A 25,988-nucleotide genomic window follows, 5' to 3' on the forward strand; every position below is an offset into this window, starting at 1 on the left:
ATCACCGAGATTGCCCAGCCATCAGGGCTCTCTTGCCCCGCTGGGAAGCGCTCGACGATGTGTGCGGCCGTCAGCTCCCCGCCTAGAGGCGGCAAGGCAGGAGAGCGGCGAAGAAATCGGCGCATTTTACAATCCGCGCGCCAATCTGAACCACGCTGCCGATATCGTCCGTTCCCACGCTCTCAAGCAGGAGATGGCGCGTCTGATGGATTGGGCCGAAGCATGGGGGCGCCATGTCTTGACGCCGAACGAGGCCTGACGGTCCGATTAAGACCGCCAGACCAAGATCATCAGATCGGATCCTCTCAGCTATCCGATTTCAGCTTGCCTGCCGTCGCCCAGGAATCCTTCGAAATCTCGGTAATGATGATTTCCAACGATTCCGGCGGGCAGGCCAGCGTTTCGACGGCGACCTTGGTCGCCTCGCGAACGAAGGCACGCTTCTGGTCCTGTGTGCGTCCGGGATGCATTTCCAAGCGCAAGATGGGCATGACGACTCCTTGATAAACCTTGCCTGACATCAGGCTGATGGGACTATCTTGCAAAACCAAAAGTCGATAAATAGGCTGTAAATTGGTTCATTCCGAACCTATAGGTACGCAATCATGGACAAATTGGCTGGCATGGCGATGTTCGTCCGGGTCGTCGACGAGGGAAGCTTTGCCGCGGCCGCGGAGGTCAGCCAGGTATCGGCCACCATGGTTGCCAAGCATATCCGGACGATCGAGCAGCGCCTTGGCGCGCGGCTGCTTCATCGCACCACGCGTCGCCATCAGCTGACCGAGGTCGGCAAGCTTTACTATGAACGGTGCAAGACGGTGCTGACTGAGGTCGAGCTGGCCGAGGCGGCGGCCTCGGAACTGCAATCGGCACCGCGCGGCCGGCTTCGCCTCGTCGCACCCGTCAGCTTCGGCACCCAGACCCTCGTCCCGGCTCTTGTCGAGTATCTGCATCAGAATCTCGAAGTCAGCGTCGATCTGGCGCTCGACAACAATCCGTATGATCTGATCGGCGAGGGCTACGAACTCGGTATTCAGATCGGCGCCTTGACGAATACCGGTCTGGTGGCCCGCCCTTTAAAGCCTTACCGGCGGATTCTCGCGGCGTCGCCGGATTATCTTGCCCGCTGCGGCAAACCGGAGAGACCGGAGGATCTCGTCAATCATATGTGTCTCGGGCATTCCTACTGGCGCCTGCAGGGCCGCTGGCATCTCGTTGGTCCACAAGGCGAGACATGCGAAATCGCCATAAAGGGCAGGTTCACCACAAACCAGGGTGGTGCTCTGCGCGTCGCCGCTCTGCATGGTGCCGGCATCGTGTTGCAGCCGGAGCTGCTTTTGGCTGCCGATCTCGATGCCGGGCGGCTGGAAGCCGTATTGCCGCTATGGTCGTACAAGCCGACGCCGATGCATCTGGTTTACGCACCGGATCGGCGCCCCACGGCGATGCTGCGCAGCGTGATTGATTTTCTCGTAGCCCGCTTCGGCTGAGGCCAAAAGCCGCTTTTGTAATCGGCGATGCTGAGATCGGCTCAGGCGGCTTTGGCCTCTTCCTCGCTCGGCGCCGAGGTGCGGATCAGATAGTCGAAGGCTGCAAGCGAGGCCTTCGCGCCTTCACCGACGGCAATGACGATCTGCTTATAGGGAACCGTCGTGCAGTCACCGGCCGCAAAGACGCCCGGCATCGATGTCTGGCCGTGATGATCGACCTCGATTTCGCCGCGAACAGACAGAGCGATCGTGTTCTTCAGCCACTCGGTATTCGGCAGCAATCCGATCTGCACAAAGACGCCGTCGAGCGTCAGAGTATGCTTTTCACTCTTCAGTCGATCCTCGTAGACAAGGCCGTTGACCTTGCTGCCGTCGCCCAGCACTTCTGTCGTCTTGGCCGAAAGAATGACATCGACATTGGCAAGGCTGCGGAGCTTGCGCTGCAGCACGTCGTCGGCGCGAAGCTTGCCGTCGAATTCGATGAGCGTGACGTGGCTGACGATGCCGGCAAGATCGATCGCCGCTTCGACACCGGAATTGCCGCCGCCGATGACGGCGACGCGCTTGCCCTTGAACAGCGGACCATCGCAATGCGGGCAATAGGCGACGCCCTTGTTGCGATAGAGTTCCTCGCCCGGTACGCCCATTTGCCGCCAGCGCGCGCCGGTCGAAAGGATGACGGAGCGGGACTTGAGTGTCGCGCCGCTCTCCAGCTCCACCTCGAACAGGTCGCCGTGGCGGCTAAGCTTCTGAGCGCGCTGCAGGTTCATGATCTCGACCGGATAGTCTTTGACATGCGTCTCAAGCGCCGTGGCGAAAGCCGGCCCTTCGGTGTGCGGAACCGAAATGAAATTTTCGATCGCCGTGGTATCGAGCACCTGGCCGCCGAAGCGTTCGGCAACGACGCCGGTGCGGATGCCCTTGCGCGCGGCATAGATTGCCGAAGCCGCACCGGCCGGTCCGCCACCGACGACCAGCACGTCGAAGGCTTCCAGCGTCTTGAGCCTTTCAGCGGCGCGCTTGACGGCGCCCGTGTCGAGCTTGGCGATGATCTGCTCGACTTCCATGCGGCCCTGTCCGAAAACCTCGCCGTTCAGGTAGATCGTCGGCACGGACATGACCTGCCGGTCGGCGACCTCCTGCGGGAAGACGGCGCCATCGATGGCGACATGGCTGATCCGCGGATTGAGGATCGACATCAGGTTCAACGCCTGCACGACGTCGGGGCAGTTCTGGCAGGATAGCGAGAAATAGGTCTCGAAGCGGAAATCGCCCTCAAGATCGCGGATCTGATCCAGGATCGCCTGTTCGACGCGGGGCGGATGGCCACCGGTCTGCAGCAATGCGAGGACAAGCGAAGTGAATTCGTGGCCGAGCGGAATGCCGGCAAAACGCAGGCTGATATCGTGGCCCGGGCTTGTCAGCGCGAAAGAGGGCGCGCGCTCGCTGCCATCCTGCTGCTGCGAAAGCGTGATCTTGTCGGAGAGACCAACGATGTCTTTCAGAAGAGCCACCATCTCCGTCGATTTTGCGCTGTCGTCGACGTTGGCGCGGATCTCGATCGGACGCACGACTTTTTCCAGATAGGCCTTCAATTGGCTTTTCAGTGCGTCGTCAAGCATCGATATGTCTCCTGCGGGAAATGAGAATTCGTCGCCTGCCTGATACGGCGGACGTATGGGCTCTTGCATGTGTTGGGTGGCCCTCCCTGGGATCAAGGAAGGGCCAGTCGTCCTCAGATCAGATCTTGCCGACGAGATGCAGCGAGGGAGCGAGCGTCTTTTCGCCTTCTTCCCACTTGGCCGGGCAAACTTCGCCCGGATGCGAGCGGACATACTGAGCCGCCTTGATCCTGCGCAGGAGGTCGACGGCGTTGCGGCCGATGCCTTCGGCGGTGATTTCCATGGCCTGGATGACACCGTCCGGGTCGACGACGAAGGTGCCACGGTCGGCAAGGCCTTCAGCTTCGCGCATGACGTCGAAGTTGCGGGTGATTGCACCCGTCGGGTCGCCGATCATGGCATACTGGATCTTGCCGATGGTCTCGGAGCTGTCATGCCATGCCTTGTGAGTAAAGTGCGTGTCGGTCGAGATGGAGAAGACCTCGACGCCGAGGCGCTGCAGCTCGGCATAGTGATCAGCGACGTCGCCGAGTTCGGTCGGGCAGACGAAGGTGAAATCGGCCGGATAGAAGAAGAAGACCGCCCACTTGCCTGCGATGTCAGCTTCCGTGACCTCGATGAATTTGCCCTGCTTGAAGGCCTGAGCTTTGAACGGCTTAACGGCGGTATTGAGAACGGACATGGTATCCTTGCAATGTTTGGACTGAATGACTTTTGCGTCGCAACATAGAGCGTGCGCCGCAATAAGCAAAATAGATAAATCAGAAAGAATCGATAGTTTCCATCTGTCTAGGCGGACCTGCCCGGCTTCGTTTGTGGATATCGGCCGCGCCTTAACGACGCAGTGCAGCGGCGAGGTGAGGAGGTGCTGATAGCTCACGGATCCGGCTTGGAATCCGATCCGCTGCTCTCCGCAACGAGCCAGTCGCGAAAGGTTTCCGCTTCCCTGGAAAGGCGCGTGGCTTCGATCAGCCAATAGAATTTGTCGGTATCCAAGGGCGAATCGAACAGGGTGACCAATGTCCCATTGGCCAGTTCCTCGGCAATCAGGGAGACCGGGCAGAGGCCTATGCCCTGAGCACCGACGACTGATCCGATCATTAGGCTGAAATCGGCAAAGATCGGGCCTGGCTTCAGAGGCCGATGGACATTCTCGAGGGCGAACCAGCGCCCCCAGGCGGCCGTCGTTTCATCATGCAGGAGTTCGGCATCGATCAGGTCGCCCGGTACGTTGAACGAGCCATGACGAAGCTTGAACTCCGCCGAGCAAGTCGGTTGCGTTTGAGCGCTCAAAAGGGGGGTGGAATTTGCCCCGGGTCTTGTTCCATGGCGGATCAGCAGATCGACGCTCGCCGCTTCCGGCGTCTTCGCATCGAGCGCATAGACGATGTTGATTCTAATTTCCGGGTGTTCCCTTCGGAATTCCGGCAGGCGCGGTATCAGCCAGCGTGTAGCAAAGGATGCGATGCAGGCGACGCTGACCGGCCTGTCATGGCTCTCACGCTTCAGCTGCTGCGCCGCGTTCAGGATGTGGCCGAGGCCATTTGCCACGGCTGCCCCAAACTCGCGGCCGGCCGCCGTTGCCGTCACGCCGCGGGCATGGCGCGTAAATAGCGCAACGCCGAGCCAGTTCTCCATTATGCGTACATGCTGGCTTATCCCGGCCGCCGTCAGGTTGAGTTCGGCCGCCGCTCGGGCGAAGCTCTCGTGACGCATGGCCGCCTCGAAGGCGCAAAGGGAGGCATGAGGGATCTGTCGCATGAACAAAGGCTAAGTAAAACTTAGCCAAAGCGCAAGAACAATGAGCGTTGTGCATTGGCCTGATGTCGCTACATTGCAGGCGATGTCGTGGCTTGCGCGGCGGCGCCTGCGGTGCCGCGGCTCTACAGGCCCGAAACCTCGAAACCCAGATCCGCCAGGGGGCTATGTGACCGCAATGCAGACAGTTCGTGATATTTCCGCTCCCGCCGATGCCGAGGAACGGCGCAGCAAGCCGGCCGTTGTCGTCTATCCGAATGAGACCCTGCCGCCGGCCGGGATGGATAAACTCCAGGCCGCGAGGCAAAGCATGATCAAGGTCGCTGAGATCATCGTGCCGCCGCGGGAAGCGGGTAGCTTCCGGGTGCCGAAGGGGCATTTCTTCCGCATCGTCAGCATGGAAGGCTCGCAGGTCGGCGACCTCAATCTATGGAATGCCGACGATCTTTCGGAACGATTCTTCAGCGGCAAGACCCGCGCCCTTCACGCCACGCATGTCGGCGTCGGCGATCGCTTGTGGAGCAGCCTGCCATATCTGCGCCCGATGGCGACGATCACCCATGACACACTCGGCTGGTATGGATGGGACAAGGATGGAGCCGGCGTCCACGACGTTATCGGCACGCGTTGCGATCCCTATACAAACCGGCTGCTGAAGGGCGGCGATTACCACCACTGCTGCCATTCGAACCTGTCGCGCGCGCTTGCTTCCGAAATGAACATGCCGGTGCAGGAGGCGGAAATGCATGTTCACGACGTGCTGAATGTCTTCATGTGCACGGGGTTCACCCACGATACCCATCAGTATTTCATGAAGGCAAGTCCCGTAAGGCCGGGCGATTTCATTGAGTTCTTTGCTGAGATCGATCTTCTCGGCGCTCTTTCCGCCTGCCCGGGCGGTGATTGCGGCAGCGGCCATTCGAGCGATGCGGCGCCATGCTATCCGCTAAGCGTCGAAATCTGGAGGCCTCATCCGGAGAGCCTAGCCGGCCGGTCTTTCCCCGAGCGTAACGCCTATCCGAGAACGCATGGCCTCTAGATCGGCGCACAGCCGCCACCAATGCAGCCCATAAACATGTTGCCGGCGGTTTGAGCCGCCGGCAACGCAAAGTCGCTCGTTAACCGAGACCTCCGTCTCTGCCTCGACGAAGCGTTGGCTGCTTAATCGCAGACGCGGACGCGCTCGTAGTGGTAACCGTCGTCATAACGGTTCGGAACCGGCCGGCTTTCAAGCCAGCATCTCGGCGGTGCTTCGTAAACCGGGCCACCGTAAACGGGGCCGCGGTTGGCAAGCGCGCCACCGACGATAAGGCCGCCGAGGAGGCCTGCGGCTACGCCGCCTGCGATTGCGCCACCATTGTGATGGTGATGGTGGTAGCGATAATATTGCTGCGCCTGGGCGAAGTTGGCGGGAGCCAATGTGCCGCCGACAACAGTGGCAGCCAGCAAAACTGTAAGGACCGTTTTCTTAATCATGACCACCTCCAAAGCAGTCTACATTGCTCAGCGAATTCGCGAGTCATCTATTCAACGTTTGAAGCATGATTATGTTCAGCTGAATATACGATGAATGCGCCGTTCATCCACGCTAAGGGATGGAAATCCCGTGCTTTCGTCGAAGTTTCGCGTGCGATCAAATGGCCGGAATGTGGCCGCGCGTCGCCTTGAGCCATTCGAGCGTTCGCGATTCGGGATCGGAATTGCGGGTGATATCGGTGACGACGGCAGCACTGTCGGCGCCGTTCTCCAGCACGCCGGGAATGCGCTCTACGGTCAGGCCGCCGATAGCCACGAGCGGGATATCGCCGAGTAGCGCTTTCCAGTGACCGATGCGCTGTCGGCCCTGCGGTGCCCAGGACATGGCCTTGAGGACCGTGGGATAGATCGGCCCGAGAGCGATGTAATCGGGGCGGGCCGCAAGCGCGGTTTGCAGCTCCGCCTCGTCATGCGTCGAAAGCCCCAGCTTCATCCCTGCCGCCCGGATCGTATCGAGGTCCGCCTCGGCCAGATCTTCCTGGCCGAGATGAATGAAATCGCAGCGCTCCTCGATGGCGAGCTGCCAGTAGTCGTTCACGATAAGCTGGCATCCATGCGCGGCACAGACTGCCTTGGCCTTGCGGATATCCGTCCGGATTTCAGCGGCGGTTCGATCCTTGATGCGCAGCTGCACCAGCTTGACGCCCAGCGGCACCAGCCTTTCGATCCAGGCGGCGCTGTCGACGATGAGGTAGAAGGGATCGAGCCTCACGCGAACACCGCCTTTCCGATCACGGGTGTCGACGGCACAGCCATGTCGCGGGGCTCGAGCATGCCCGCGCCGAAGGCCTGCCGGCCGGCATCGATGGCCTTGGCGAAGGCTTCCGCCATCGCGGCCGGATCGCCGGCGCCGGCAACCGCTGTATTAAGCAGCACGGCATCGAAGCCGAGTTCCATGACGGTCGCCGCATGCGAGGGCTTGCCGATGCCGGCATCCACGATCAGCGGTATCTCGGGGAAATGCGCCCGCATCGAGCGGAGGGCGGACAGATTGAGCGGCCCGGCCGCCGTTCCGATCGGCGCACACCAGGGCATCAGCACCTTGCATCCGGCTTCTAGCAGCCGTTCGGCAACCACGAGATCGTCCGTCGTATAGGGAAAGACCTCGAAGCCGTCGCCGGCGAGGATGCGTGCGGCCTCCACTAGCGCAAAGACATCGGGCTGTAGCGTATCGTGATTGCCGATCACTTCGAGCTTGATCCAGTTGGTCTGAAATACCTCGCGGGCCATCTTTGCCGTCAGCACCGCTTCCGAGACGCCATGGCAGCCGGCAGTATTGGGAAGAACGCGAACGTCAAGCGCGCGGATCATATCGAAGAAGGCGCCGCCGCTGCGTCCGCCAGCGGTTTCGCGCCGCAGCGATACGGTGACGATCTCCGTCTGCGATCGCTTGACCGCCTCGGCAAGGACTGCCGGTGAAGGATAGCGTGCCGTACCCAGGAGCAGGCGAGATTCGATTTGGCTTCCGTAAAAATCGGGCATGGCTCAGCCTCCCTGCATCGGTGTCAGGATCTCGATCCTGTCGTTGTCGTTCAGCGCATGGTCGTCGCGGTCTTCGCGATGCACGAGCTCGCCGTTGACGGCGGTTGCCAGCCAGTCGCCCTCGTAGTCGAGCGCCGTCAGAAGCTGCGAAAGCGTGGTTGCGGCGATTGTCTGAGCTTCTCCATTGATGATCAGGCGCATCTGGGGCTCCTTTGTCTGGATTGTTCGGAAAGGACGAGGTCGGCAGTTTCGGCCGCCATTGCCGGCGCCAGCAGGAAACCGTGGCGATAGAAACCGTTCGTCACGACGACATTTCCCTCGCGGCCTACACGCGGGAGATTGTCGGGAAAGGCGGGACGGATGCCGGCACCGGTTTCGATGACCGCGGCGTCTGCAAAGGCGGGATGCAGCGCGTAGGCGGCGTTCAGCAGTTCCATCAGCGAACGCGCCGTGATCGGACCGCCGAATTCGGTCTCGATCATGGTCGCTCCCACCATGAAAAGCCCTTGGCCGCGTGGAACGATATAGACGGGAATGCGGGGATGCAGCAGGCGGATAGGCCGGGCGAGTGCCACTTCTTCGGTGCGTAGATAGAGCATCTCACCGCGCACGCCGCGCAGATCCTTGCTGTGTCCGATGCGGGCGGCGCCGGTGCAATCGACGATTTCGGAGAAATCGTCCTCGCTCACATCCATGGCGGCAAAAGCAACGCCTCTCGCCAGAAGCTTTTCCTGCAATCGGCGCAGCGCCCGGCGCGGGTCCAGATGCGCTTCCTGCGGAAAGAACAGGCCTTGCCTGAAACGGCCGGCAAGGGCGGGCTCGAGAGCGGCGATTTCACTCTCTTCCACCCAATGATAGCCGGAGGTGCGGCTCGCGAATCGCTTGAGCTCGCCGTGATCGCGCGGCGGCGCGACCACCAGGGTGCCGTTGCGCACCACCTCGCCCGGCAGCATCGCATCCCATCGATCGGCGGCATCCATGCCGCGCCGGAGCACCGCCTCATCGGCACTTTCCCGTTCGCACCAGGGCGCCAGCATGCCGCCGGCGAGCCAGGACGCGGCATGGTCGAAGTTCAGGTACGGGTCCAGGACGGTTACGTCCGCGCCCCGAACATGAAGTTCATGGGCGACCGCGAGGCCGGCGACGCCGGCCCCTTTGACAAGGACGCGCATCTCACTCGGCCGGATGCGGAAGGTTGTCGACCGGCATGTAGAGATCGCCGCCTTCGCGATATTTGGCCGCCATCGCGTCCAGCCCCTCCTTCTGCGCCTCGGCGCGAATGTCGTGTGAAATCCGCATCGAACAGAATTTCGGGCCGCACATCGAGCAGAAATGCGCCACTTTGTGGGCTTCCTTCGGCAGGGTTTCGTCGTGGAAGCTGCGGGCGGTGTCCGGGTCCAGCGACAGGTTGAACTGATCTTCCCAGCGGAACTCGAAGCGGGCGCGCGAAAGCGCATCGTCCCGCACCTGCGCGGCCGGATGACCCTTGGCAAGATCGGCCGCATGGGCTGCGATCTTGTAGGTAATGACGCCGGTCTTGACGTCGTTGCGGTCGGGCAGGCCGAGATGCTCCTTCGGGGTAACGTAGCAGAGCATGGCCGTGCCGAACCAGCCGATCATGGCCGCGCCGATGCCGGAGGTGATGTGATCGTAGCCCGGCGCGATATCCGTCGTCAGCGGCCCGAGCGTGTAGAAGGGCGCTTCGCCGCAGACGGCGAGCTGCTTGTCCATGTTTTCCTTGATCTTGTGCATCGGCACATGGCCGGGGCCTTCGATCATCACTTGGCAGTCCTTCGCCCAGGCGATCTTCGTCAGTTCGCCCAGGGTTTCGAGTTCGGCAAACTGCGCGGCGTCATTGGCATCGGCGATCGAGCCGGGGCGCAGGCCATCGCCGAGCGAGAAGGAGACATCATAGGCGCGGCAGATGTCACAGATCTCCTCGAAATGCTCGTAGAGGAAGCTCTCGCGGTGGTGATGGAGACACCACTTCGCCATGATCGAGCCGCCGCGCGAGACGATGCCGGTGACGCGATTGACGGTCAGCGGGATGTAATGCAGCCGCACGCCGGCATGGATGGTGAAATAGTCGACGCCCTGTTCGGCCTGCTCGATCAGCGTGTCGCGATAGACCTCCCAGGTGAGTTCCTCGGCAATGCCGCCGACCTTTTCGAGCGCCTGATAGAGCGGAACCGTGCCGATCGGCAGCGGCGAATTGCGGATGATCCATTCGCGGATGTTGTGGATGTTGCGGCCGGTCGAAAGATCCATGACGGTATCGGCGCCCCAGCGGGCAGCCCAGACCATCTTCTCGACTTCCTCTGCCATGGAGGAGGTAACGGCGGAGTTGCCGATATTGGCGTTGATCTTCACCAGGAAGTTCCGGCCGATGATCATCGGTTCGGCTTCGGGGTGATTGATGTTGGCCGGGATGATGGCGCGGCCGGCGGCGACTTCCTGGCGAACGAATTCCGGCGTTACATGGTCGGGAATATGGGCGCCGAAGCTTTCGCCGTCGCGAATCAGGGCTTCGGCCTTCGCCTTGCGGCCGAGATTCTCGCGGATGGCGATGAATTCCATCTCCGGCGTGATGATGCCGGCGCGCGCATAGGCAAGCTGCGTGACCGCCTTGCCGTCTTTGGCGCGCAGCGGCTGGCGACGTCCGGGAAATTCGGGTGTCAACCGGTCGCCGCTGACAAAGCCATTGTCTTCGGGGCGCACGTGGCGGCCTTCGTAGGCCTCGACATCGCCGCGGGCGAGCACCCAGTCGCGGCGGAGCTGCGACAGGCCCTGCTCGATGCTGATGTCGGCGCCCTCGATCGTGTAGGGGCCGGAGGAATCATAGACGATGACTGGCGGTTCGCCCGCCGTCGGATGAACGCTGATCTCACGCATCGGCACGCGGATATCGGCATGGATGTCTCCGGGAATGTAGATCTTCCTCGAGGCCGGCAGCGGGCCGGTCGTGACGGTGGGGGTGAGGTTTTTTGCGGCAATATTCATGGTTTGAGGCTCCAAATTGCGGTTGGAGACCCAGTCAATCAGCCGGAATGATGAAAAGACGTCGATATGGATTCCACGCGTGAACCCAGAGCCATCGAGCGCTTGCACCGTCCCTACGCCAGTATGAACTGGATCAGGTTCAACGGGTCACTGCGCCACAACAGGCAAAGCCATATTGTCCAGCAGTATCTCAGCCCCTTGCCGGGACCCCCCTGGTGAATGCGGAAAGGCTAAGCTCTCTCTTTGGCTGCTGTCAACCCTGTAGCGACGATCGCATTTTGCCTGGTGGCTCCCAGCTGCGCCGGGCACCGAATGGCTTCAACGGGAACGTTCCACCATGAGTCGAAAATATCGGTGCGCGCCGATCAGAGTCGACCACCAAGCTCGGACTTGTCCAGGATGCCGCCCGCTTGCGCGTTCATGCTTCCGGTAGGCGCAATCGGCGCCTTTCGGTTATCGCCGGAGGAGGTTTCATGGGCCACGCTGTCGGCAGTTGCATTTAGGCAACAGCGGTCAAGACTAATACCAGGGTGGGTTTCACATAATTGACAAACATACGGGCTGTTTGTAAATCGAATGCAGGACACAAGTTGTCTCACGGTCGAGGGATCGGCCGGATCGGTAAAGGCATTTCAAGGCTTTTGCTGCGGGGTCAATTGTGGAGGTTCGAGGGGACTCAAGCCAACATTAGGTGCGTATCTGCCGGGCTGCCTGGTCGCGTTTGAATGAGACCGATCTTTAAAGTGGTATTCCAGCCCTGCACTCGCGGTAAGTCAGAAATGCATATTGCAACCAGGAGCTTATAATGAACATCAAGAGCCTTCTTCTCGGCTCCGCTGCTGCGCTGGCAGCAGTATCCGGTGCCCAGGCAGCCGACGCTATCGTCGCTGCTCAGCCGGAGCCGTTGGAATACGTTCGCATCTGCGACGCATACGGTGCTGGCTACTTCTTCATTCCGGGCACGGAAACCTGCCTCAAGATCGGCGGCCGCGTCCGCACCGAGGGCGAGTGGTACGATGCCTACAACCCGAACAGCAAGCAGGGCACGCTGTGGCACACCCGTGCTGAGCTGAACGTCAATACCGCTTCCGACACCGAATACGGTCCGCTGAAGACCAACATGGTTATCCGCTGGGATTGGAGCGAAGGCAACACGACCAGCACCAAGCTGCTGTTCGCCAACATCAGCCTCGGTGGCTTCCTCGTCGGTAAGGCTGACTCGCAGTACAACTCCTACATCGGCTATGCCGGCGACGTCATCAACGACGACGTGATCTATGACGGCCCGTACGAACTGAACCAGATCAGCTACAACTACGATGCCGGCAACGGTTTCACGGCTGTGGTCTCGGTCGAAGACAGCAACTCCAGCGGCTCCGGCGCTTCCTACGGCTCCAGCTGGTGGGCAGACGATAAGGCCAACCACTACGCTCCTGACGCCGTTGCCGGTATCGGTTACAAGGTTGGCAACTTCGGCTTCAAGGTTGTCGGCGGTTACGACTCGATCGTCGAAGAAGGCGCTATCAAGGCTCGCGTCGACGCTGACTTCGGCGTATTCTCGGCCTTCTTGATGGGTGGTTACAACACCGATGGCAAGAAGCTGAACAAGTATGCCGGCACGAACCTTGACCGTTCTGCTTGCCCGGTTGCTGATGCATCGAAGTGCGGCTGGGGTGACTGGGCCGTTTGGGGCGGCGCTAGCGTTCCGATCAACGAAAAGCTGAAGTGGAACCTCCAGCTCGCCTACACCGACAGCAAGATCTTTGCCGCTACCACGAACCTGAAGTGGAACCCGGTCAAGAACCTGCTCATCGAGCCGGAAGTTTCCTACAGCAACTTCGATTCTGTGAACCAGGATCAGTGGGCTGGTATCCTGCGCTTCGAGCGTAGCTTCTAATAAGAGACTACCCGGCCCGCGCCGGGTAAGAGAAGCCTGACGTTCCAATCCGTCGGGCTTCTTCAACTGATCGGTTGACCTCCGATCAAAGAGAAAGGATCCGGCTTTCCCTCCGGATCCTTTTTAGCTTTTAAGCCGCAGATGTCTCGATTTCCTGCATCTGCGCTGATGGGAACCAGGTCTTCAAAACCATCTTGATGAACATCTGTCCGCAGGGTGCGAGCTGGAAATTGCCCCTGTCGAGCGTCCATTCGGTGATCAGGCCGCCGATGACGGCGGTTAGCGCCGAGGCAGCCGTGTCCGGTGTCCAGGGCGCCGGCAACTGCGTCTTCTCGTTCATCAACGTGAAGATTCGCTCGAAATTATCGTGCATGTCCTGCCGGAAGGAACTCGCGCGGCTCGTCGTTCCGTCACAAAACGCCATGTCGAGATGCATCATCACCTTCAGCATGCTGCGTTTGCGCGGATCATGCTGAACGTCCTCGAATATGGCCGCAATCGCATCCGCCACGAGATCGAGCGGGTTGGGCGGCAACTCCCGCGACATGCGTTCGGCCAGCTCCTGAAATGGCTGCTGCGCCTCATCGCGGATCGCAAACATCAGCCCTTGCTTGTTCTTGAAATGCCAGTGCACCGCCCCCCGCGTAACACCGGCTGCTGTGGCTATCTCCTCGAGGCTGACATTCTCATATCCCTTGTCGAGGAACAGGGCTTTTGCCGATTGCAAAATCTCGTTTCGAGTTTCCGCCGCCTCTTCCTTAGTTCGCCGCATTCAGTTCTCCACAGAAGCCCATTTCCAGCCGTACCCCTCTTCTTGGTATTTCTATTCCGTCTCGCCGCGTCAGTGCCGGTGACCCCATATTGCCGACAACATCAGATTGCGAAGCGAACCCCTAGATACTCCCTATAAATCGATAATGAAAATCGCAACGAGACGTATTCGTCAAGCACCTATAAGCCACGCGCAAGTTTCATTCGGCAATTTCGCTGCGTTGGGAAGTGCTAGATCGAAAATGTGCAGATGCCGATAGCGCCATGATGGCGACAGGTCGCCGCTGGCGATCGCCGCTTCATGGCTGGCCGATCCGTCAAATCCGGGCGCAAAGCGGATTTGACCTCCAGCCTTCGGCAATTTCATCCGCCCATATCGATGGTCGAAGCCATGGCGGCGCGCCGGCGCCGGCCGGCCTCGACGGCCTTAAGTTTTATTCGTGTACGCGCAGGCTATCGCAATTCTCCTCAACGCTCGCACCAGGAGGCCCCTATGACGAGCATTACCTCGGTCTTATCAAACAACTATTATCAGTATCTGACATCCCGTTCGGCATCGTCCGCAACGGACGATACCGCATCCTTGACCCTATCGGGCGGTTCGTCCGGCGCAAGCTCCTCGTCATCATCAGACGGTCAATCTCAAAGCGCCGCCGTTGAGCAATTGATGGCGCAACTGATGAACATCATTCTCAACCTTCAGGCTGGCAGCGACAATAGCAACGACGGCTCGACGTCTAACTCCGACGGCAGCTCCGTCGATTCGACGTCGAGCACGCAGCAGTCCGCGGCGGCCGCTACGGTGAGCGGCAGTCAGAACGATAAGATCAAAGCCATGGATACCAACGGCGATGGCAATATCAGCGAGGCGGAATTCGTCGCCGCGCGTCCCTCCGGCGCCAGCGAGGATCAGGCCCGGACGCTGTTCGAAAGCTTCGACAAGGACAAGACCGGCTCACTCACTGAAGCGCAGTTGGCGGAGGCAATGCGTTCGGGCCGGCACATGCATCATGGCGGACATATGAGCGACAAGCAGCTCTCCGACCTATTTTCCTCCATGGATACCAACGGCGACGGTAGCGTGACCGAAGCGGAATTCGTGGCCGCCCGCCCGTCGGGTGTCGGCGAAGATCAGGCAACGGCATTGTTCAAGGGCCTGGATACCTCAAATTCGGGATCGCTGACGCAAAGCCAGTTCGAAGCGGCCGTGAAGGCACAGCGCCCGCAAGCGCCTGAATTTGGCAACCCTTACGCCGCCGCAGACCAAGGACAGACGACTAGCGATCTGCTCACGCTCTGATCGGAATCGACCTTCGTATCTGAACCAGCGATGCGCCGGCAGCCTGGAGGTTAGAGGTCAGGCCTCAGCATCCAGGCGCTCCGGCTTTTGCATCTTTGCCGCAGCGCCATGAAGCCGGCCACAATTATTCGCAAATCGATGAGGGGAGAGCGACGGATTTCGGCGCGTGGTCCGTTGAACCGTTGAGAACCCATGCTCGATGTCGAAGGAAAGAGACGCTGCGATCGGATTGGTACAATGCGCCGGGTAGGCAAAGCTCTCTTGTCAACGGCAGGGAAGGGGCGTGCTATGCCAAAGTCGCACGAAACTTGGACGGTGGCGATTGTCGATGAAAAGGGATCGCGCGCCCGAGAGTGGCGACCCGGATGAGGATCTGGTGGGCCGCATCGCCGCCGGCGATGTGCCGGCAATGCGCGTGATGGTGACACGGCAGCTGCCTCGCATCCTTTCGGTGGCGACCCGCATGCTTGGCGATGCCGCCGAGGCCGAGGATGTGGCGCAGGAGACATTCCTGCGGGTGTGGCGAAACGCCGGCGGCTGGCGCCAGCGCAACGCCCGCTTCAGCACCTGGGTGCACCGCGTCGCGATCAACCTTTGCTACGATCGCCTGCGCCGGCGTAAGGACGTGCTTGCCGAGCAACCGCCCGACATCGAGGATGAAGGGCCGGGACCGGATGCGGGTCTGATGAGCGAGGATGATCCCTCCAGGCGTGTGGAGCGGGCGATGCAGATGATCGCGCCCCGGCAGCGCGAGGCGATCATTCTGGTTTATTATCAGGCGCTGTCGAATGTGGAAGCGGCTGCGATCATGGATATCAGCGTGGATGCATTGGAAAGCCTGCTGGCGCGGGGAAGGCGATCCCTGCAGGCGCTTTTGTTGAAGGAACAGAGCGATGGCTGAACATATCGCAGGCCCGATGAGCGGCGAACGGTTTGCGGAACTGGCCGATGCCTATGGCGGCGATATCGGCCGCTGGCCTCAGGCGGAGCGAGCGGCGGCGCGCGATTATGCCAGGAACATCGATGTGGACGGCATGCTGGCGCGGGCTGCCGATCTCGATGCGCTGCTCGATACCTATATGCCGAAAGTCGCTCCCGCCGGCTTGGATAGCCGGATCGTCGCGCGGTTTGCCCGCCGGTCGAAGATCCGCAATTGGTTCCGATTCGGCTCCGCCGGCATTGGCCTTGTCGGCGTCGGGCTCGCGGGCGCTCTTGCCGGCAGCGTTGCCATCGCCGTATTGGCGCCAAGCCTGACATCGGAAACGCCATCCATAGCCGATGGCACCAGCACCATGTTCGGCGACATCGGACCGGACGTGACCATAACGCAGGAAAGCCAATGACAGACCGCAGTTTCCGAATACTGGTCATATCTCTGCTGGTGTTGAACACCTTCATGATTGCAGCACTTGCAGGTGGAGGGTTGACCTGGATCCGCAATTCGCAGGCGCCGACCGGGATGATGCCCTTGGGCGGCGAGCAATTGCGGTCGCCGCAGAGGAAGGCTCTGCGGGCTGCTCTCAACGAGGCGCGCAAGGAGGAACGGCAAACCATTCTCGACGGGCAACAGGCCAAGGTCGACGCCGCTTCCATTCTGGGGCAGCCGACGCTGGATACGGCCGCGCTGTCGGCTGCGTTGGCCAGAGCCCGCAACGCCGATATTGGGTTGAGGGCCAAGCTGGAGCAGCGCGCCGTCGATTTCGCGGCAACGCTCTCCTACGACGAACGCCGCGCCCTTGCCGAAAGCATGATCCGCCGCAGCGTGCCGAAAGCCGCTGTCACAAAATGATCATGCTTGCCGGGCGACGGATCGGAATGACGACCGCGTTTAAGGAATGTGTTTGAAATAGGAGTTGGCAGAACATGGCTCAGCAATCGAATGATGTTTATGCCGCGCTCGCCCTTTCCCGGTTCGGGTTGGGAGCGGACCATAACGGCACCGCGCCGATCGCATCGAACCCGCGCGGGGCATTGATGGAGGAAATCACCGAACGCTTCGTTCCCGTTCCGGTCGGACCGCAGCTTCAGTCCAGCGCCGATCTTCTCGTCTCTCTCTTTGCCTTCCAGGAACAGCGCAAGGAGGCGAGACAGCAGGCTGCAACCGCCATGCAGCAGGACAAGCCGATGCAAGGGCCTCAATTGCCACAACAACAACCGCCTGTGCAGACATCGGGCGCCATGGCAGCCCAGCCAGGCAATCCGGCCATGACGGCGCCAACAGGCAAGCCGGTCGAGAAGCAGGAAAAGCCTACAATGGCCGCAATGCCGTATCTTCCGCAGCAGATCCTTTTGGCCGAAGCGGATGCGCGCTTCAACGGCACCATCCGGCAGCCCTTGATCGGCTTCGGCGAGCGGCTCGCCATGTTCTGGGCAAACCACTTCGCGGTCGCCGTCTCGAAGAGCGAGGAGGTTCACATCCTTGCCGGCGCCTTCGAGCGCGAAGCCATCCGGCCGCACGTCTTCGGGCGTTTTGCCGATATGTTGCTCGCCGTCGAGACCCATCCGGCCATGCTTGGCTATCTCGACAATCAGCAATCGATCGGCCCGAACTCCAAGGCCAACGCCAGCAAGAAACGCGGCCTCAACGAGAACCTCGCCCGCGAGACGCTGGAACTGCATACGCTCGGCGTCAATGGCGGCTACACGCAAACCGATGTGACGACTCTTGCCAAGATCATCACCGGCTGGACGGTGGCGCGCGCCGAAGGCAAGCTCGGCGACCCCGGCACCTTCGTCTTCAACGCGGGCGCCCATGAACCTGGCGACCAGACAATTCTCGGCCTTACCTATGCCGATAATGGCGTCGGACAGGGGCGGGAAGCGTTGCGGGATCTCGCCCGCCACCCGGCGACCGCGCAGCATATCGCCACCAAGCTTGTTCGGCATTTCGTCGCCGATACGCCGCCGCCGGCGCTGGTGCAGACCGTCGCTGCGACATTCAGCAAGACGGATGGCGATCTCTCCGCCGTCTATCGGGCGCTGATCGGCTCCGAGGAGGCCTGGAACCCGACGCTGTCCAAGGTTCGTTCGCCGCTCGAGTTCATGATCGCTCTTCTGCGGGCGAGCGGCGAGACGCCGAAGCCGAATGTCGTTCTCGGCGCGCTGACCGCGATGGGCCAACCCTTCTGGGCGCCGGCTGGCCCCAACGGCTTTGCGGACTCGGTCGATGTCTGGGCCTCCAGCGAGGGCCTCAGCATGCGCATGGATGTCGCCAATATGATCGCGAATGCGGTACCGCCGCAGATCGATCCCCGTCGGTTCGCTTCCGACAGCCTCGGGCCGCTGCTTTCGAATGAGACGCTACAGGCCGTATCGCGCGCGGAGACCCGCAATCAGGGTCTGGCGATCGCTTATCTTTCCCCCGAATTTCAAAGGCGCTGACCCATGACCTGCGAACTCATGACCCCCACCCGTCGTGCCGTTCTTGGCGCTTCAGGCGCCTTGTTCGCCTGGGCCTTCATTCCGCGCTTCGCCCACGCGGCCGGCGGACGCGACCCGCGCTTCGTCACCATCATTCTGCGTGGTGCGCTCGATGGGTTGACGGCCGTGCCGCCCGTCGGTGATCCCGACTACGAAACGCTGCGGCAACAGATCGCCATGACGACGAGCGGCCCTCAGGCAGCGCTGCCGCTCGACAGCTTTTTTGCGCTGCATCCGTCGATGCCGAACTTCAACCGGCTCTATCGGGCAGGGCAGGCGGCCGTCGTGCATGCGAGCGCGACACCCTATCGCGACCGATCCCATTTCGACGGTCAGGATGTGCTGGAATCGGGCTATGAGACGCCCGGCCGCGTCGAGTCCGGCTGGCTGAACCGGATGCTGGAAGGCCTGCCGAAGGGCGACAAGGTTGCGCCGGGCGCATCGGCGATCCGCGGATTGTCCGTGGGTGCCAACGCCCCGCTGGTCATCCGCGGAAAGGCGCCGGTGCTCGGCTGGTCTCCGTCCAACCTGCAGCCGGTCAGCGATGATCTGCCGCCACGCCTGATGGATCTCTACAATCACACCGACCCGCTCTTTGCGAAAATCCTGGCCGAGGGCATTTCGACCGGCAAGATCGCCGCTGGCCTCGACGTCAAGGCAAGAGGCGGCCCGGGCGACCCCACCGGAATGGAGCAGATGGCGAGAGGCGCTGCACGCCTGCTCGCGCAGGATGACGGCCCCCGCGTCGCGGCATTGGCTTTCGAAGGATGGGACACCCATGCCGGCGAGGTCGAACGGCTCAACAAGCTGCTCGTCGGGCTCGACAATTCCCTGGCTGCCTTTCAGCAGGAGCTTGGCCCGGCATGGAAGGACACGGCCATCCTCGTTGCGACCGAATTCGGCCGTACCGCTCAAGTCAACGGAACGCAGGGCACCGACCACGGCACCGGAACGACGGCATTTCTCGCCGGCGGCGCGATCAAGGGCGGCCGGGTGATTGCCGATTGGCCCGGTCTCAAACAGGTGCAATTGCGAGATGGCCGTGACCTTGCCGCCACGACGGATCTGCGCGCCGTGGTCAAGGGTATCGCGGTCGACCTGCTTGGCGCCTCGCCTGCCGTGTTGACGCGCGATGTCTTCCCCGGATCCGATCATGTCCTGCCGATGAAAGGGCTGATCGCCTGATCAGTACTGCAATCGCTCGCGGTCACGGTCAACCGGCATATTCCATTTTCAGCGACGTCGCGGCTGCGGGCGACGTCGCGATAGGCGGCTGGCGAAAACCCGGTCTTCCGCTTGAAGACGTGGCTGAAAGCCGAAATAGGTCGGATCGCGAAAGCCGAACGCGTCGGGAATCTCCTGCACGGTGCCAGGCCCTGTGCCCAAATTACAACTCCGGCACCTGCACCATCCGTTCATGCAGCAATTGCATTGGTGACCCACCAATCGCACTGCGGCAGCGATTGGTCGCCGCGGCTCCATCTTCAGTTCATCTGTCGGCACAGGCAAGGGCCGCCGTTTGCAGGTGCGGAGACCGGCTGATGAGTGGACATCGCCACTCATCAGCGCGCGGGCGCGCAACGGGCATGGCCGCTGAATGTGGCCCTCTAGTTCGTGCGAGCCGCATTGGCAACGATGACGGGGATCAACAGGTCGCCCCAGTTGCCGTTGCCGCCATGGTGGCGCGCCGAGCGAACGAGCTCAACGGAAACGCCAGCCTCGACCGCGTTCGTGACCGCCTGGTTGAGGCGGTGCAGCTCATTGGCCAGCATGCGGATTGCAGCCTGCTGGTCGGTACTCATGGTGAGCGACTGTTCTTCCGCTCTCTCCCGAACGCGTGCTATCGATGGCATTTCATTCTCCTCCTCTTGAGCTGGATATTCCTCTGCAGCCGGCTTCAGCCGCGCATGCACTGTTGCTTGGCGTGTGACCGCCGGTTGTCATCGGCGAAACCCTATCGAAACGCCCTGCCACGGCGCTGGAAATCGGTTTGTAAAAATCTGTCATTCAGGTCTCGCTATACTGTTCGACGCAGTGTCTTGTTGATGCTGTGCGTATGACGAGTTTTACAAGATGTTCGCTTTGATCGCCAGGAAAACCAAAAGATCCCAATAGATAAAAGGGTTATGATGTGCTATTGTTGACAACGGCTGTCAGTAAATTTGTAAAGTTTGTGAAAATCGACTTCCCGTGAATTCTGTAAAAGGAATGACAAATGGCTGAGCGTAAGATTTTTGCAGGACCGCGGGTTCGCCGTATCCGGACCGGTCTCGGTCTTACGCAGACGACGATGGCGCAGGCGCTGGACATATCGCCGTCCTATCTCAATCTCATCGAGCGCAATCAGCGACCGCTGACCGTGCAGCTGCTCTTGAAGTTGTCGGCCGTCTACAAGGTCGATCTCGATGAGCTGCAGGGCGGGCAGGGCGGCAATGCCGGGCAATTGCGGGAAGTCTTCGCCGATCCGCTGCTGGCCGGCGAGATCCCCGGCGATCAGGAATTGATCGAGCTTGCGGAGGCTGCGCCCAATGCGGCGAATGGCATGATCCGGCTCTACCGTGCCTATCGCGAGCAGGCGGCGAGGCTCTCAGATCTTGCCGAGCTTCTGTCCCGTGAGGGCCGGGTTGCGGATGTGGCCGGCCCGCGCCTGCCGCTCGACGAGGTGCATGACCGGCTGCAGGGCAGGGCGAATTTCTTTGCTCGCATCGAGGACGCCGCGGAGGGTTTTCATACGCGGCTTGCACCGGGTGACGATATCGCCGGCGCCTTGAAGACATGGCTGAAAAGCGAGCACGGCGTTGCCGTTCGTCTGTTGCCGGTGCGCGTCATGCCCGGCCTGCGCCGGCGTTACGACCGCCATTCGATGCGACTGTTCCTTTCCGAGAGGCTGTCACCCTTCGATCAGCTCCGCGAGATCGCGACCGAGGTCTCCCTGCTTGTCATGCGCGAAGAGATTGCCGCCGAACTGGACGCGCTTGCTCTCTCGACGCCGGAAGCCAGGCGGATCGCCCGTTTCGAGCTGGCGCGCTATGCGTCGCATGCCTTGCTCATGCCCTATGGCGCTTATCTTTCGGCGGCGCAGCGCCTGCATTATGACATTGACGGGCTTGGCGCCCGTTTCGGTGTTTCCTTCGAGCAGGCCGCCACGCGTCTGACGACGTTGCAGCGTCCGGGCGCTTCCGGCATCGCCTTCTTCCTGATGGAAATCGACAGCGCCGGCCACCGTCTGCGCAAGGTCGGGGCACAGGGTTTCCCGCAGGCCCGTTTCGGCGGCGGCTGTCCCAAGCTCAACGTTCACGCCGCCTTTGCCCAGCCGGGGCAGATACTGGCCGAAGTGACGGAAATGCCTGATGGCATGGGTTTCTTGACGATATCGCGCACCATTGAAGGCCCGCAGGCGGATTTCGGCGAAAGGGCACGCCGCACGGCGCTTCTTATCGGTTGCGATCTCGTCCATCGCGACGAGATCGTCTACGGCAAGGCGCTGAGCCCGATGTCCGTGGCGATCGGCCCGGCCTGCCGCCTGTGCGAGCGCCAGGGCTGCCTGGCGAGAGCCGAGCCGCCGGTCACGCGACCGCTTGGTCTCGATGAAATGGCCGCAGGTCTCAGTGTGTTCGATTTTCAATGAGGCCGCGCAGTTTTGCTCGGAACTGCTTGATAAATGGCACGGCGTTTCCAGCCCCGCCTGTCGGAGACGGCAGTTGCCGAGGCGCGAAGCCTCGGCTTGGGGCATCGACCTCCATGGCCAATCAGGCGTAGAGGCCGAATTGTGCGTTGTGAAGCCGGGCATAGGCACCGCGGCGAGCGAGCAGCTCGTCATGCGATCCCTGCTCGATAATGCCATTGTCGCCCATGACGATGATGCGATCCGCATTGCGTATAGTCGACAGCCGATGTGCGACGATAAGCGTGGTGCGCCCTTTTGCCAGCTCCGACAGCGCCTGCTGGATCGCATATTCGGTCGCCGTGTCGAGCGCGGAAGTTGCCTCGTCGAGGATGAGGATCGGCGGATCCTTCAGGAATATGCGGGCGATCGCAAGACGCTGCTTCTGCCCGCCCGAGAGCTTGACGCCGCGCTCGCCGGTCGGTGTGTCGAGCCCGCCGGGGAGGGAGCGGATAAACTCGTCGAGCGAGGCGCGTTCCAGCGCCTTCATGATGTCCTCGTCGGTAGCACCGAGCTTGCCATAGGCAATGTTCTCGCGAATGGTCGAGCCGAACAGGAAGACATCCTGCTGCACGATGCCGATCTGGCTGCGCAATGAGGCCTGCGTCATGTCGCGGATATCGATGCCGTCGATGGTAATGCTGCCTGACGTCACGTCATAGAAGCGCGGCAAGAGCGAGCAGATCGTCGTCTTGCCGGTGCCGGAGGCGCCCACGAAAGCGACAGTCTCGCCGGCGGCGATGGTCAGGGAGAGATCCTTGAAGATCGAGTCCCGCTCGGAATAGCCGAAGGCGACGCTATCATAGGCGATATCGCCCTTGAGATGATCGACCGCGATCGCATTTGGCCGATCGGCAAGGTCCGGCTCGGTGTCGATCAGAGACAGGAAGCGTTTGAAGCCGGCGATCCCCTTCGGATAAGTTTCAATGACCGAGGTGATCTTGTCGATCGGCCGGAAGAACACATTGATGAGCAGCAGGAAGCTGACGAAGCCGCCATAGCTCAGCTCTCCCGAAATCACGAACCAGGTCCCGGCCATCATGATGACGAGCTGCACCAGGCGCGTGCTGAAATAGCTGAGCGCAATGCCGGCGGTCATATAGGCATAGCCGTCCAGCTTGGTCGTCTTGTAGTCCTCGTTGTCGCTGGCAAACAGCTGGCTTTCATATCTCTCGTTGGCGAAGGCCTTCACCACCCGGATGCCGCCGACGGTTTCCTGCATGCGCGTGTTGAAGTTGCCGACCTTGCCGAACAGGCTGCGTGAGTTCAGCGTCATCTTGGAGCCGTAGCGGCTAACGAGCCAGGTCATGAAGGGTACGATAGTCGTCGTCAGCAGCGCGAGCTTCCAATGGACGCTGAACATCAGCAGGAAGGCACCGACGAAGGTCATGATCGCGATGAACAGATCCTCGGGGCCATGATGCGCAATCTCGCCCACCTCCTCGAGATCCTTGGTGACGTGGGTGATCAGGTGACCGGTGCGGTTGTTGTCGAAATAGCGGAAAGAGAGCTTCTGGATATGGTCGAAGGCCTGACGGCGCATGTCGGACTCGATCGAGATACCGAGCGCATGGCCCCAATAGTTGACGATGGCCGAGAGGCCAGTGTTCATCGCATAGACGACAAGCAGCAGCGCGGCCGTCGCAAAGATCAGACCCCAGTCGCGGCTCGGCAGCAATTCATCGACGAAAAGCTTGACTGCCAGAGGGAAGCCGAGTTCCAGCAGGCCTGCCAGCACGGCGCAGCCGAAATCGAGGAAAAACAGCTTTTTATAGCGTGCATAATACGAGAAAAAACGACGAAGCATGAATGCCCTCCATGGGCACGGAAGAGGATGTCGGTAGACGAGAATAGGCTGGACAGCAGCCCCATTCGGCATTGCCGTTCAGCGTCAATTGGTGCTGAAATTTCTCATCTGGCGATCCTCCTGCTTGAGTCGCGCAATTTTTATAATCCAGGCGTGCATCGGTGTCACCCCCCATTAACGGCGGATGGCCAATGCTATGCCGGGATTTGAATGCCTTCCCTATGCTGGGCTTGACGCGTCATACATGCCAAGGCGTGCGATGACCTCGGCACGCGTCGGCGCCCCCGATCGGCCTCCGAACACCTCGCACTTCATCGCGGCAGCGACGGACGAGAGCTGGATGGCGTCGGCGGGCATTTTGCCTTCGGCAATGGCAAGAGCGAAGGCGCCGTGGAAGATGTCACCGGCCGCCAGCGTGTCGATGGCCTTGACGGTAATTGTCGGGCTATGCCGGATGCCGTTGCTCTCATCGTCGAACCAGAAGCTGCCGGCCGCACCCGCTGTCACGCAGATGAAGGCATGGCTGAATCTCTGCTTCAGCAGGCGAGCCATCTCAGTGAAATCGTCCGTTCCGGTTAGTCGCTGCGTGGCGGGCTCGGAAAAGACGATATGAGTGGCTTCCGGCGCCAGGCGCTCGATGATGCCGTCCGGCGCCACGTCGCCGTCGAGGATGGCCGGCTTGCCCATTGCTCTTGCGGTTCGCAGTACTTCCAGCGCCAGTGCCGGCCAGCGGACATCGACCAGCACGGCATCGAAAGCAGCCATGTCTTCGGGCGTAAATGCCTTGGCGCTGTGATGCAGCTTCGCATCGTAGAAGGGAACGATCAGTCTTTCGCCGAGGTCATCCACAAGGATGGTCGAGACGGCGGAGCGGGCATCTTCGACGCGCAGCATGCCGTCCGTGACGATACCGGCATTGCTCAGTTCGCGAAGGATCCGCTCGCCGGTTTCGTCATCGCCGACGGCACCCCAGAGGCTTGCCCGGCCGCCGAGCCGAGCAACGGCATAGGCTGCGCTCGAGGCCATGCCCTCGGCGATCTGCAGCATGTCGTAGGGCAGAACCTTGCCCTCGCCGGACGGTAGCGTGCGAACGCGAAACAGCGTGTCGAGAACAGCGGCCCCCACGCAAAGGACATGCCTGGGAGCGCCGGCCGGCGGATCGAAAACGCAAGGGGAGGTCAAAGCCGTTTTCCGCTCGCCTTGTCGAACAGATGGACGCTGGCCTGGTCGAGCGCAATATCGATCTGGTCACCGAAGCGGATGTTCAGACGCTCGCGGAACAGGCAGGAGATCTCCTCGCCGCCGCAATCGAGCTTGGCGTAGATTTCCGATCCTGTGCCTTCGACGATGCCGACCCGCCCGGAAATGCCGCTCGTCGCGACGCGGATATGTTCGGGCCTTATGCCGTAGACCAGCGGCCTGCCCCCATACTGGGCGATGGATAAGCCTTCCGGCAGCGGCAGGATAAGACCCTTGTCGCTGCGGAAGACGCCTTCCTCGATCCGGCCGTCGATGAAGTTCATCGAGGGCGAGCCGATGAAGCCGGCAACGAAGAGATTGGCCGGGCGGTCGTAAAGCTCGAGAGGCGAGCCGACCTGTTCGATAAGGCCACCGTGCAGCACGACGATCTTGTCGGCCATGGTCATCGCCTCGACCTGGTCGTGGGTGACATAGATCGTCGTCGTGCCGATGCGCTGATGCATGGATTTGATCTCCCCGCGCATCTGCACACGCAGCTTGGCGTCGAGATTGGACAGCGGCTCGTCGAACAGGAAGACTTGCGGGTCGCGCACCAGCGCCCGTCCCATGGCGACGCGCTGACGCTGACCGCCGGAAAGCTGGCGCGGCAGGCGGTCAAGCAGATTTTCCAGGCCGAGGATGGCGGCTGCCTTCTGCACCTTGGCGTTAATCTCGGCCGGGCTTGCCTTTTTCAGCTTCAGCGCAAAGCCCATGTTTTCCGCGACGGTCATATGCGGGTAGAGCGCATAATTCTGAAACACCATGGCAATGTCGCGATCGCGCGCCGGCAGATGGCTGACTTCGCGGCGGCCGATGTGGATTTCGCCATCGCTGACTTCTTCGAGCCCGGCGATCATGCGCAGCAGCGTGGACTTGCCGCAGCCGGACGGACCGACGAGGACGACGAATTCGCCATCGGCGATATCGACGCTGATGTCGTGAATGACTTTCACCTGGCCGTAGCGCTTCTGGATGTTTTGTATGTTTACCGGTGCCATGAAT

The 25,988-nt window shown here is 61.2% G+C and carries 26 protein-coding genes and 1 riboswitch; of the genes, 11 read left to right on the forward strand and 15 right to left on the reverse strand.

Annotation, left to right across the window (positions count from 1 at the left end; genetic code table 11):
• Positions 1 to 61 precede the first annotated feature (61 nt).
• Entirely contained in the window at positions 62 to 259 is a 198-nt protein-coding gene (locus tag RHSP_RS25280; RefSeq protein WP_420820110.1) for a hypothetical protein, read from the forward strand.
• A 46-nt stretch (positions 260 to 305) separates the two neighbouring features.
• Here the strand turns inward: RHSP_RS25280 and RHSP_RS25285 are convergent, their stop codons facing one another.
• On the reverse strand, positions 306 to 491 hold the full coding sequence (locus RHSP_RS25285; RefSeq protein WP_037154392.1) for a 4-oxalocrotonate tautomerase: 186 nt from the start codon (positions 489 to 491) through the stop codon (positions 306 to 308).
• A 114-nt stretch (positions 492 to 605) separates the two neighbouring features.
• Between RHSP_RS25285 and RHSP_RS25290 the strand changes: the two genes are divergently transcribed.
• Positions 606 to 1,490: a LysR family transcriptional regulator gene (locus RHSP_RS25290; RefSeq protein ID WP_004125171.1), complete on the forward strand. Its 885-nt coding sequence runs from the start codon at positions 606 to 608 to the stop codon at positions 1,488 to 1,490.
• Between the two features lie 41 nt (positions 1,491 to 1,531).
• On the opposite strand, the gene ahpF is transcribed toward RHSP_RS25290, so the two are convergent.
• The 3 genes from ahpF to RHSP_RS25305 all read right to left on the reverse strand — a co-directional run bounded on the left by ahpF (position 1,532) and on the right by RHSP_RS25305 (position 4,873).
• A complete protein-coding gene (ahpF, locus tag RHSP_RS25295) occupies positions 1,532 to 3,112 on the reverse strand; it encodes an alkyl hydroperoxide reductase subunit F (RefSeq protein ID WP_004125174.1) in 1,581 nt (526 codons plus the stop codon).
• 118 nt (positions 3,113 to 3,230) lie between these two features.
• Positions 3,231 to 3,794, reverse strand: coding sequence for an alkyl hydroperoxide reductase subunit C (gene ahpC, locus RHSP_RS25300; RefSeq protein ID WP_004125176.1), 564 nt, complete (start codon positions 3,792 to 3,794; stop codon positions 3,231 to 3,233).
• A 194-nt stretch (positions 3,795 to 3,988) separates the two neighbouring features.
• Entirely contained in the window at positions 3,989 to 4,873 is an 885-nt protein-coding gene (locus tag RHSP_RS25305) for a LysR substrate-binding domain-containing protein (protein WP_037154395.1), read from the reverse strand.
• A gap of 175 nt (positions 4,874 to 5,048) precedes the next feature.
• Here RHSP_RS25305 and RHSP_RS25310 point away from each other — a divergent pair, with 175 nt between their 5' ends.
• On the forward strand, positions 5,049 to 5,909 hold the full coding sequence (locus RHSP_RS25310) for an urea carboxylase-associated family protein (RefSeq protein WP_004125182.1): 861 nt from the start codon (positions 5,049 to 5,051) through the stop codon (positions 5,907 to 5,909).
• 122 nt (positions 5,910 to 6,031) lie between these two features.
• Here RHSP_RS25310 and RHSP_RS25315 read toward each other — a convergent pair whose 3' ends face one another.
• From RHSP_RS25315 to thiC, 6 genes are all read right to left on the reverse strand, one after another.
• On the reverse strand, positions 6,032 to 6,346 hold the full coding sequence (locus tag RHSP_RS25315) for a hypothetical protein (RefSeq protein ID WP_004125188.1): 315 nt from the start codon (positions 6,344 to 6,346) through the stop codon (positions 6,032 to 6,034).
• 157 nt (positions 6,347 to 6,503) lie between these two features.
• Positions 6,504 to 7,118, reverse strand: coding sequence for a thiamine phosphate synthase (locus RHSP_RS25320; protein ID WP_004125189.1), 615 nt, complete (start codon positions 7,116 to 7,118; stop codon positions 6,504 to 6,506).
• Complete coding sequence (locus tag RHSP_RS25325) at positions 7,115 to 7,888, reverse strand: thiazole synthase (RefSeq protein ID WP_004125192.1); 774 nt, start codon at positions 7,886 to 7,888, stop codon at positions 7,115 to 7,117. The genes RHSP_RS25320 and RHSP_RS25325 overlap by 4 nt, the downstream gene beginning before the upstream one ends.
• Positions 7,889 to 7,891: 3 nt before the next feature.
• Entirely contained in the window at positions 7,892 to 8,089 is a 198-nt protein-coding gene (gene thiS / locus RHSP_RS25330) for a sulfur carrier protein ThiS (protein ID WP_004125194.1), read from the reverse strand.
• Positions 8,080 to 9,060, reverse strand: a complete 981-nt coding sequence (thiO, locus tag RHSP_RS25335; protein ID WP_004125198.1) for a glycine oxidase ThiO — start codon at positions 9,058 to 9,060, stop codon at positions 8,080 to 8,082. Before thiO ends, thiS begins: the two co-directional genes overlap by 10 nt.
• A 1-nt stretch (position 9,061) precedes the next feature.
• On the reverse strand, positions 9,062 to 10,888 hold the full coding sequence (gene thiC / locus RHSP_RS25340) for a phosphomethylpyrimidine synthase ThiC (RefSeq protein ID WP_037154398.1): 1,827 nt from the start codon (positions 10,886 to 10,888) through the stop codon (positions 9,062 to 9,064).
• A gap of 92 nt (positions 10,889 to 10,980) precedes the next feature.
• Positions 10,981 to 11,112: riboswitch (TPP riboswitch) on the reverse strand.
• A 581-nt stretch (positions 11,113 to 11,693) separates the two neighbouring features.
• Between thiC and RHSP_RS25345 the strand changes: the two genes are divergently transcribed.
• Positions 11,694 to 12,785, forward strand: a complete 1,092-nt coding sequence (locus RHSP_RS25345) for a porin (RefSeq protein ID WP_037154400.1) — start codon at positions 11,694 to 11,696, stop codon at positions 12,783 to 12,785.
• 130 nt (positions 12,786 to 12,915) lie between these two features.
• On the opposite strand, the gene RHSP_RS25350 is transcribed toward RHSP_RS25345, so the two are convergent.
• Positions 12,916 to 13,557, reverse strand: a complete 642-nt coding sequence (locus RHSP_RS25350) for a TetR family transcriptional regulator (RefSeq protein ID WP_037154403.1) — start codon at positions 13,555 to 13,557, stop codon at positions 12,916 to 12,918.
• Between the two features lie 492 nt (positions 13,558 to 14,049).
• On the opposite strand from RHSP_RS25350, the gene RHSP_RS25355 reads away from it, so the two are divergent.
• From RHSP_RS25355 to RHSP_RS25380, 6 genes are all read left to right on the forward strand, one after another.
• Positions 14,050 to 14,856, forward strand: coding sequence for an EF-hand domain-containing protein (locus tag RHSP_RS25355; RefSeq protein WP_004125204.1), 807 nt, complete (start codon positions 14,050 to 14,052; stop codon positions 14,854 to 14,856).
• 283 nt (positions 14,857 to 15,139) lie between these two features.
• On the forward strand, positions 15,140 to 15,757 hold the full coding sequence (locus tag RHSP_RS25360; protein WP_276307844.1) for an RNA polymerase sigma factor: 618 nt from the start codon (positions 15,140 to 15,142) through the stop codon (positions 15,755 to 15,757).
• A complete protein-coding gene (locus RHSP_RS25365) occupies positions 15,750 to 16,199 on the forward strand; it encodes a hypothetical protein (RefSeq protein ID WP_004125208.1) in 450 nt (149 codons plus the stop codon). Before RHSP_RS25360 ends, RHSP_RS25365 begins: the two co-directional genes overlap by 8 nt.
• Positions 16,196 to 16,645 carry a periplasmic heavy metal sensor gene (locus RHSP_RS25370; protein ID WP_004125209.1) on the forward strand — a complete coding sequence of 150 codons (450 nt, stop codon included), beginning with the start codon at positions 16,196 to 16,198 and terminating at the stop codon, positions 16,643 to 16,645. The genes RHSP_RS25365 and RHSP_RS25370 overlap by 4 nt, the downstream gene beginning before the upstream one ends.
• A 74-nt stretch (positions 16,646 to 16,719) precedes the next feature.
• Complete coding sequence (locus tag RHSP_RS25375) at positions 16,720 to 18,237, forward strand: DUF1800 domain-containing protein (protein WP_004125216.1); 1,518 nt, start codon at positions 16,720 to 16,722, stop codon at positions 18,235 to 18,237.
• Between the two features lie 3 nt (positions 18,238 to 18,240).
• Positions 18,241 to 19,461 (forward strand): DUF1501 domain-containing protein, encoded by a 1,221-nt coding sequence (locus tag RHSP_RS25380; RefSeq protein ID WP_004125222.1) that lies wholly within the window; start codon positions 18,241 to 18,243, stop codon positions 19,459 to 19,461.
• Positions 19,462 to 19,883: 422 nt separating this feature from the next.
• Here RHSP_RS25380 and RHSP_RS25385 read toward each other — a convergent pair whose 3' ends face one another.
• Complete coding sequence (locus RHSP_RS25385; RefSeq protein ID WP_004125225.1) at positions 19,884 to 20,129, reverse strand: SMc00767 family acetate metabolism repressor; 246 nt, start codon at positions 20,127 to 20,129, stop codon at positions 19,884 to 19,886.
• Between the two features lie 362 nt (positions 20,130 to 20,491).
• Between RHSP_RS25385 and RHSP_RS25390 the strand changes: the two genes are divergently transcribed.
• On the forward strand, positions 20,492 to 21,904 hold the full coding sequence (locus tag RHSP_RS25390; protein ID WP_004125227.1) for a helix-turn-helix domain-containing protein: 1,413 nt from the start codon (positions 20,492 to 20,494) through the stop codon (positions 21,902 to 21,904).
• A gap of 121 nt (positions 21,905 to 22,025) precedes the next feature.
• Here the strand turns inward: RHSP_RS25390 and RHSP_RS25395 are convergent, their stop codons facing one another.
• The 3 genes from RHSP_RS25395 to RHSP_RS25405 all read right to left on the reverse strand — a co-directional run bounded on the left by RHSP_RS25395 (position 22,026) and on the right by RHSP_RS25405 (position 25,984).
• Positions 22,026 to 23,747, reverse strand: a complete 1,722-nt coding sequence (locus RHSP_RS25395) for an ABC transporter ATP-binding protein (RefSeq protein WP_037154407.1) — start codon at positions 23,745 to 23,747, stop codon at positions 22,026 to 22,028.
• A gap of 219 nt (positions 23,748 to 23,966) precedes the next feature.
• Complete coding sequence (locus tag RHSP_RS25400; RefSeq protein ID WP_037154410.1) at positions 23,967 to 24,929, reverse strand: sugar kinase; 963 nt, start codon at positions 24,927 to 24,929, stop codon at positions 23,967 to 23,969.
• Positions 24,926 to 25,984, reverse strand: a complete 1,059-nt coding sequence (locus tag RHSP_RS25405; RefSeq protein ID WP_004125239.1) for an ABC transporter ATP-binding protein — start codon at positions 25,982 to 25,984, stop codon at positions 24,926 to 24,928. The genes RHSP_RS25400 and RHSP_RS25405 overlap by 4 nt, the downstream gene beginning before the upstream one ends.
• Between the last annotated feature and the right edge of the window lie 4 nt (positions 25,985 to 25,988).

This window comes from Rhizobium freirei PRF 81 (genome assembly GCF_000359745.1).
GTDB lineage: Bacteria > Pseudomonadota > Alphaproteobacteria > Rhizobiales > Rhizobiaceae > Rhizobium > Rhizobium freirei.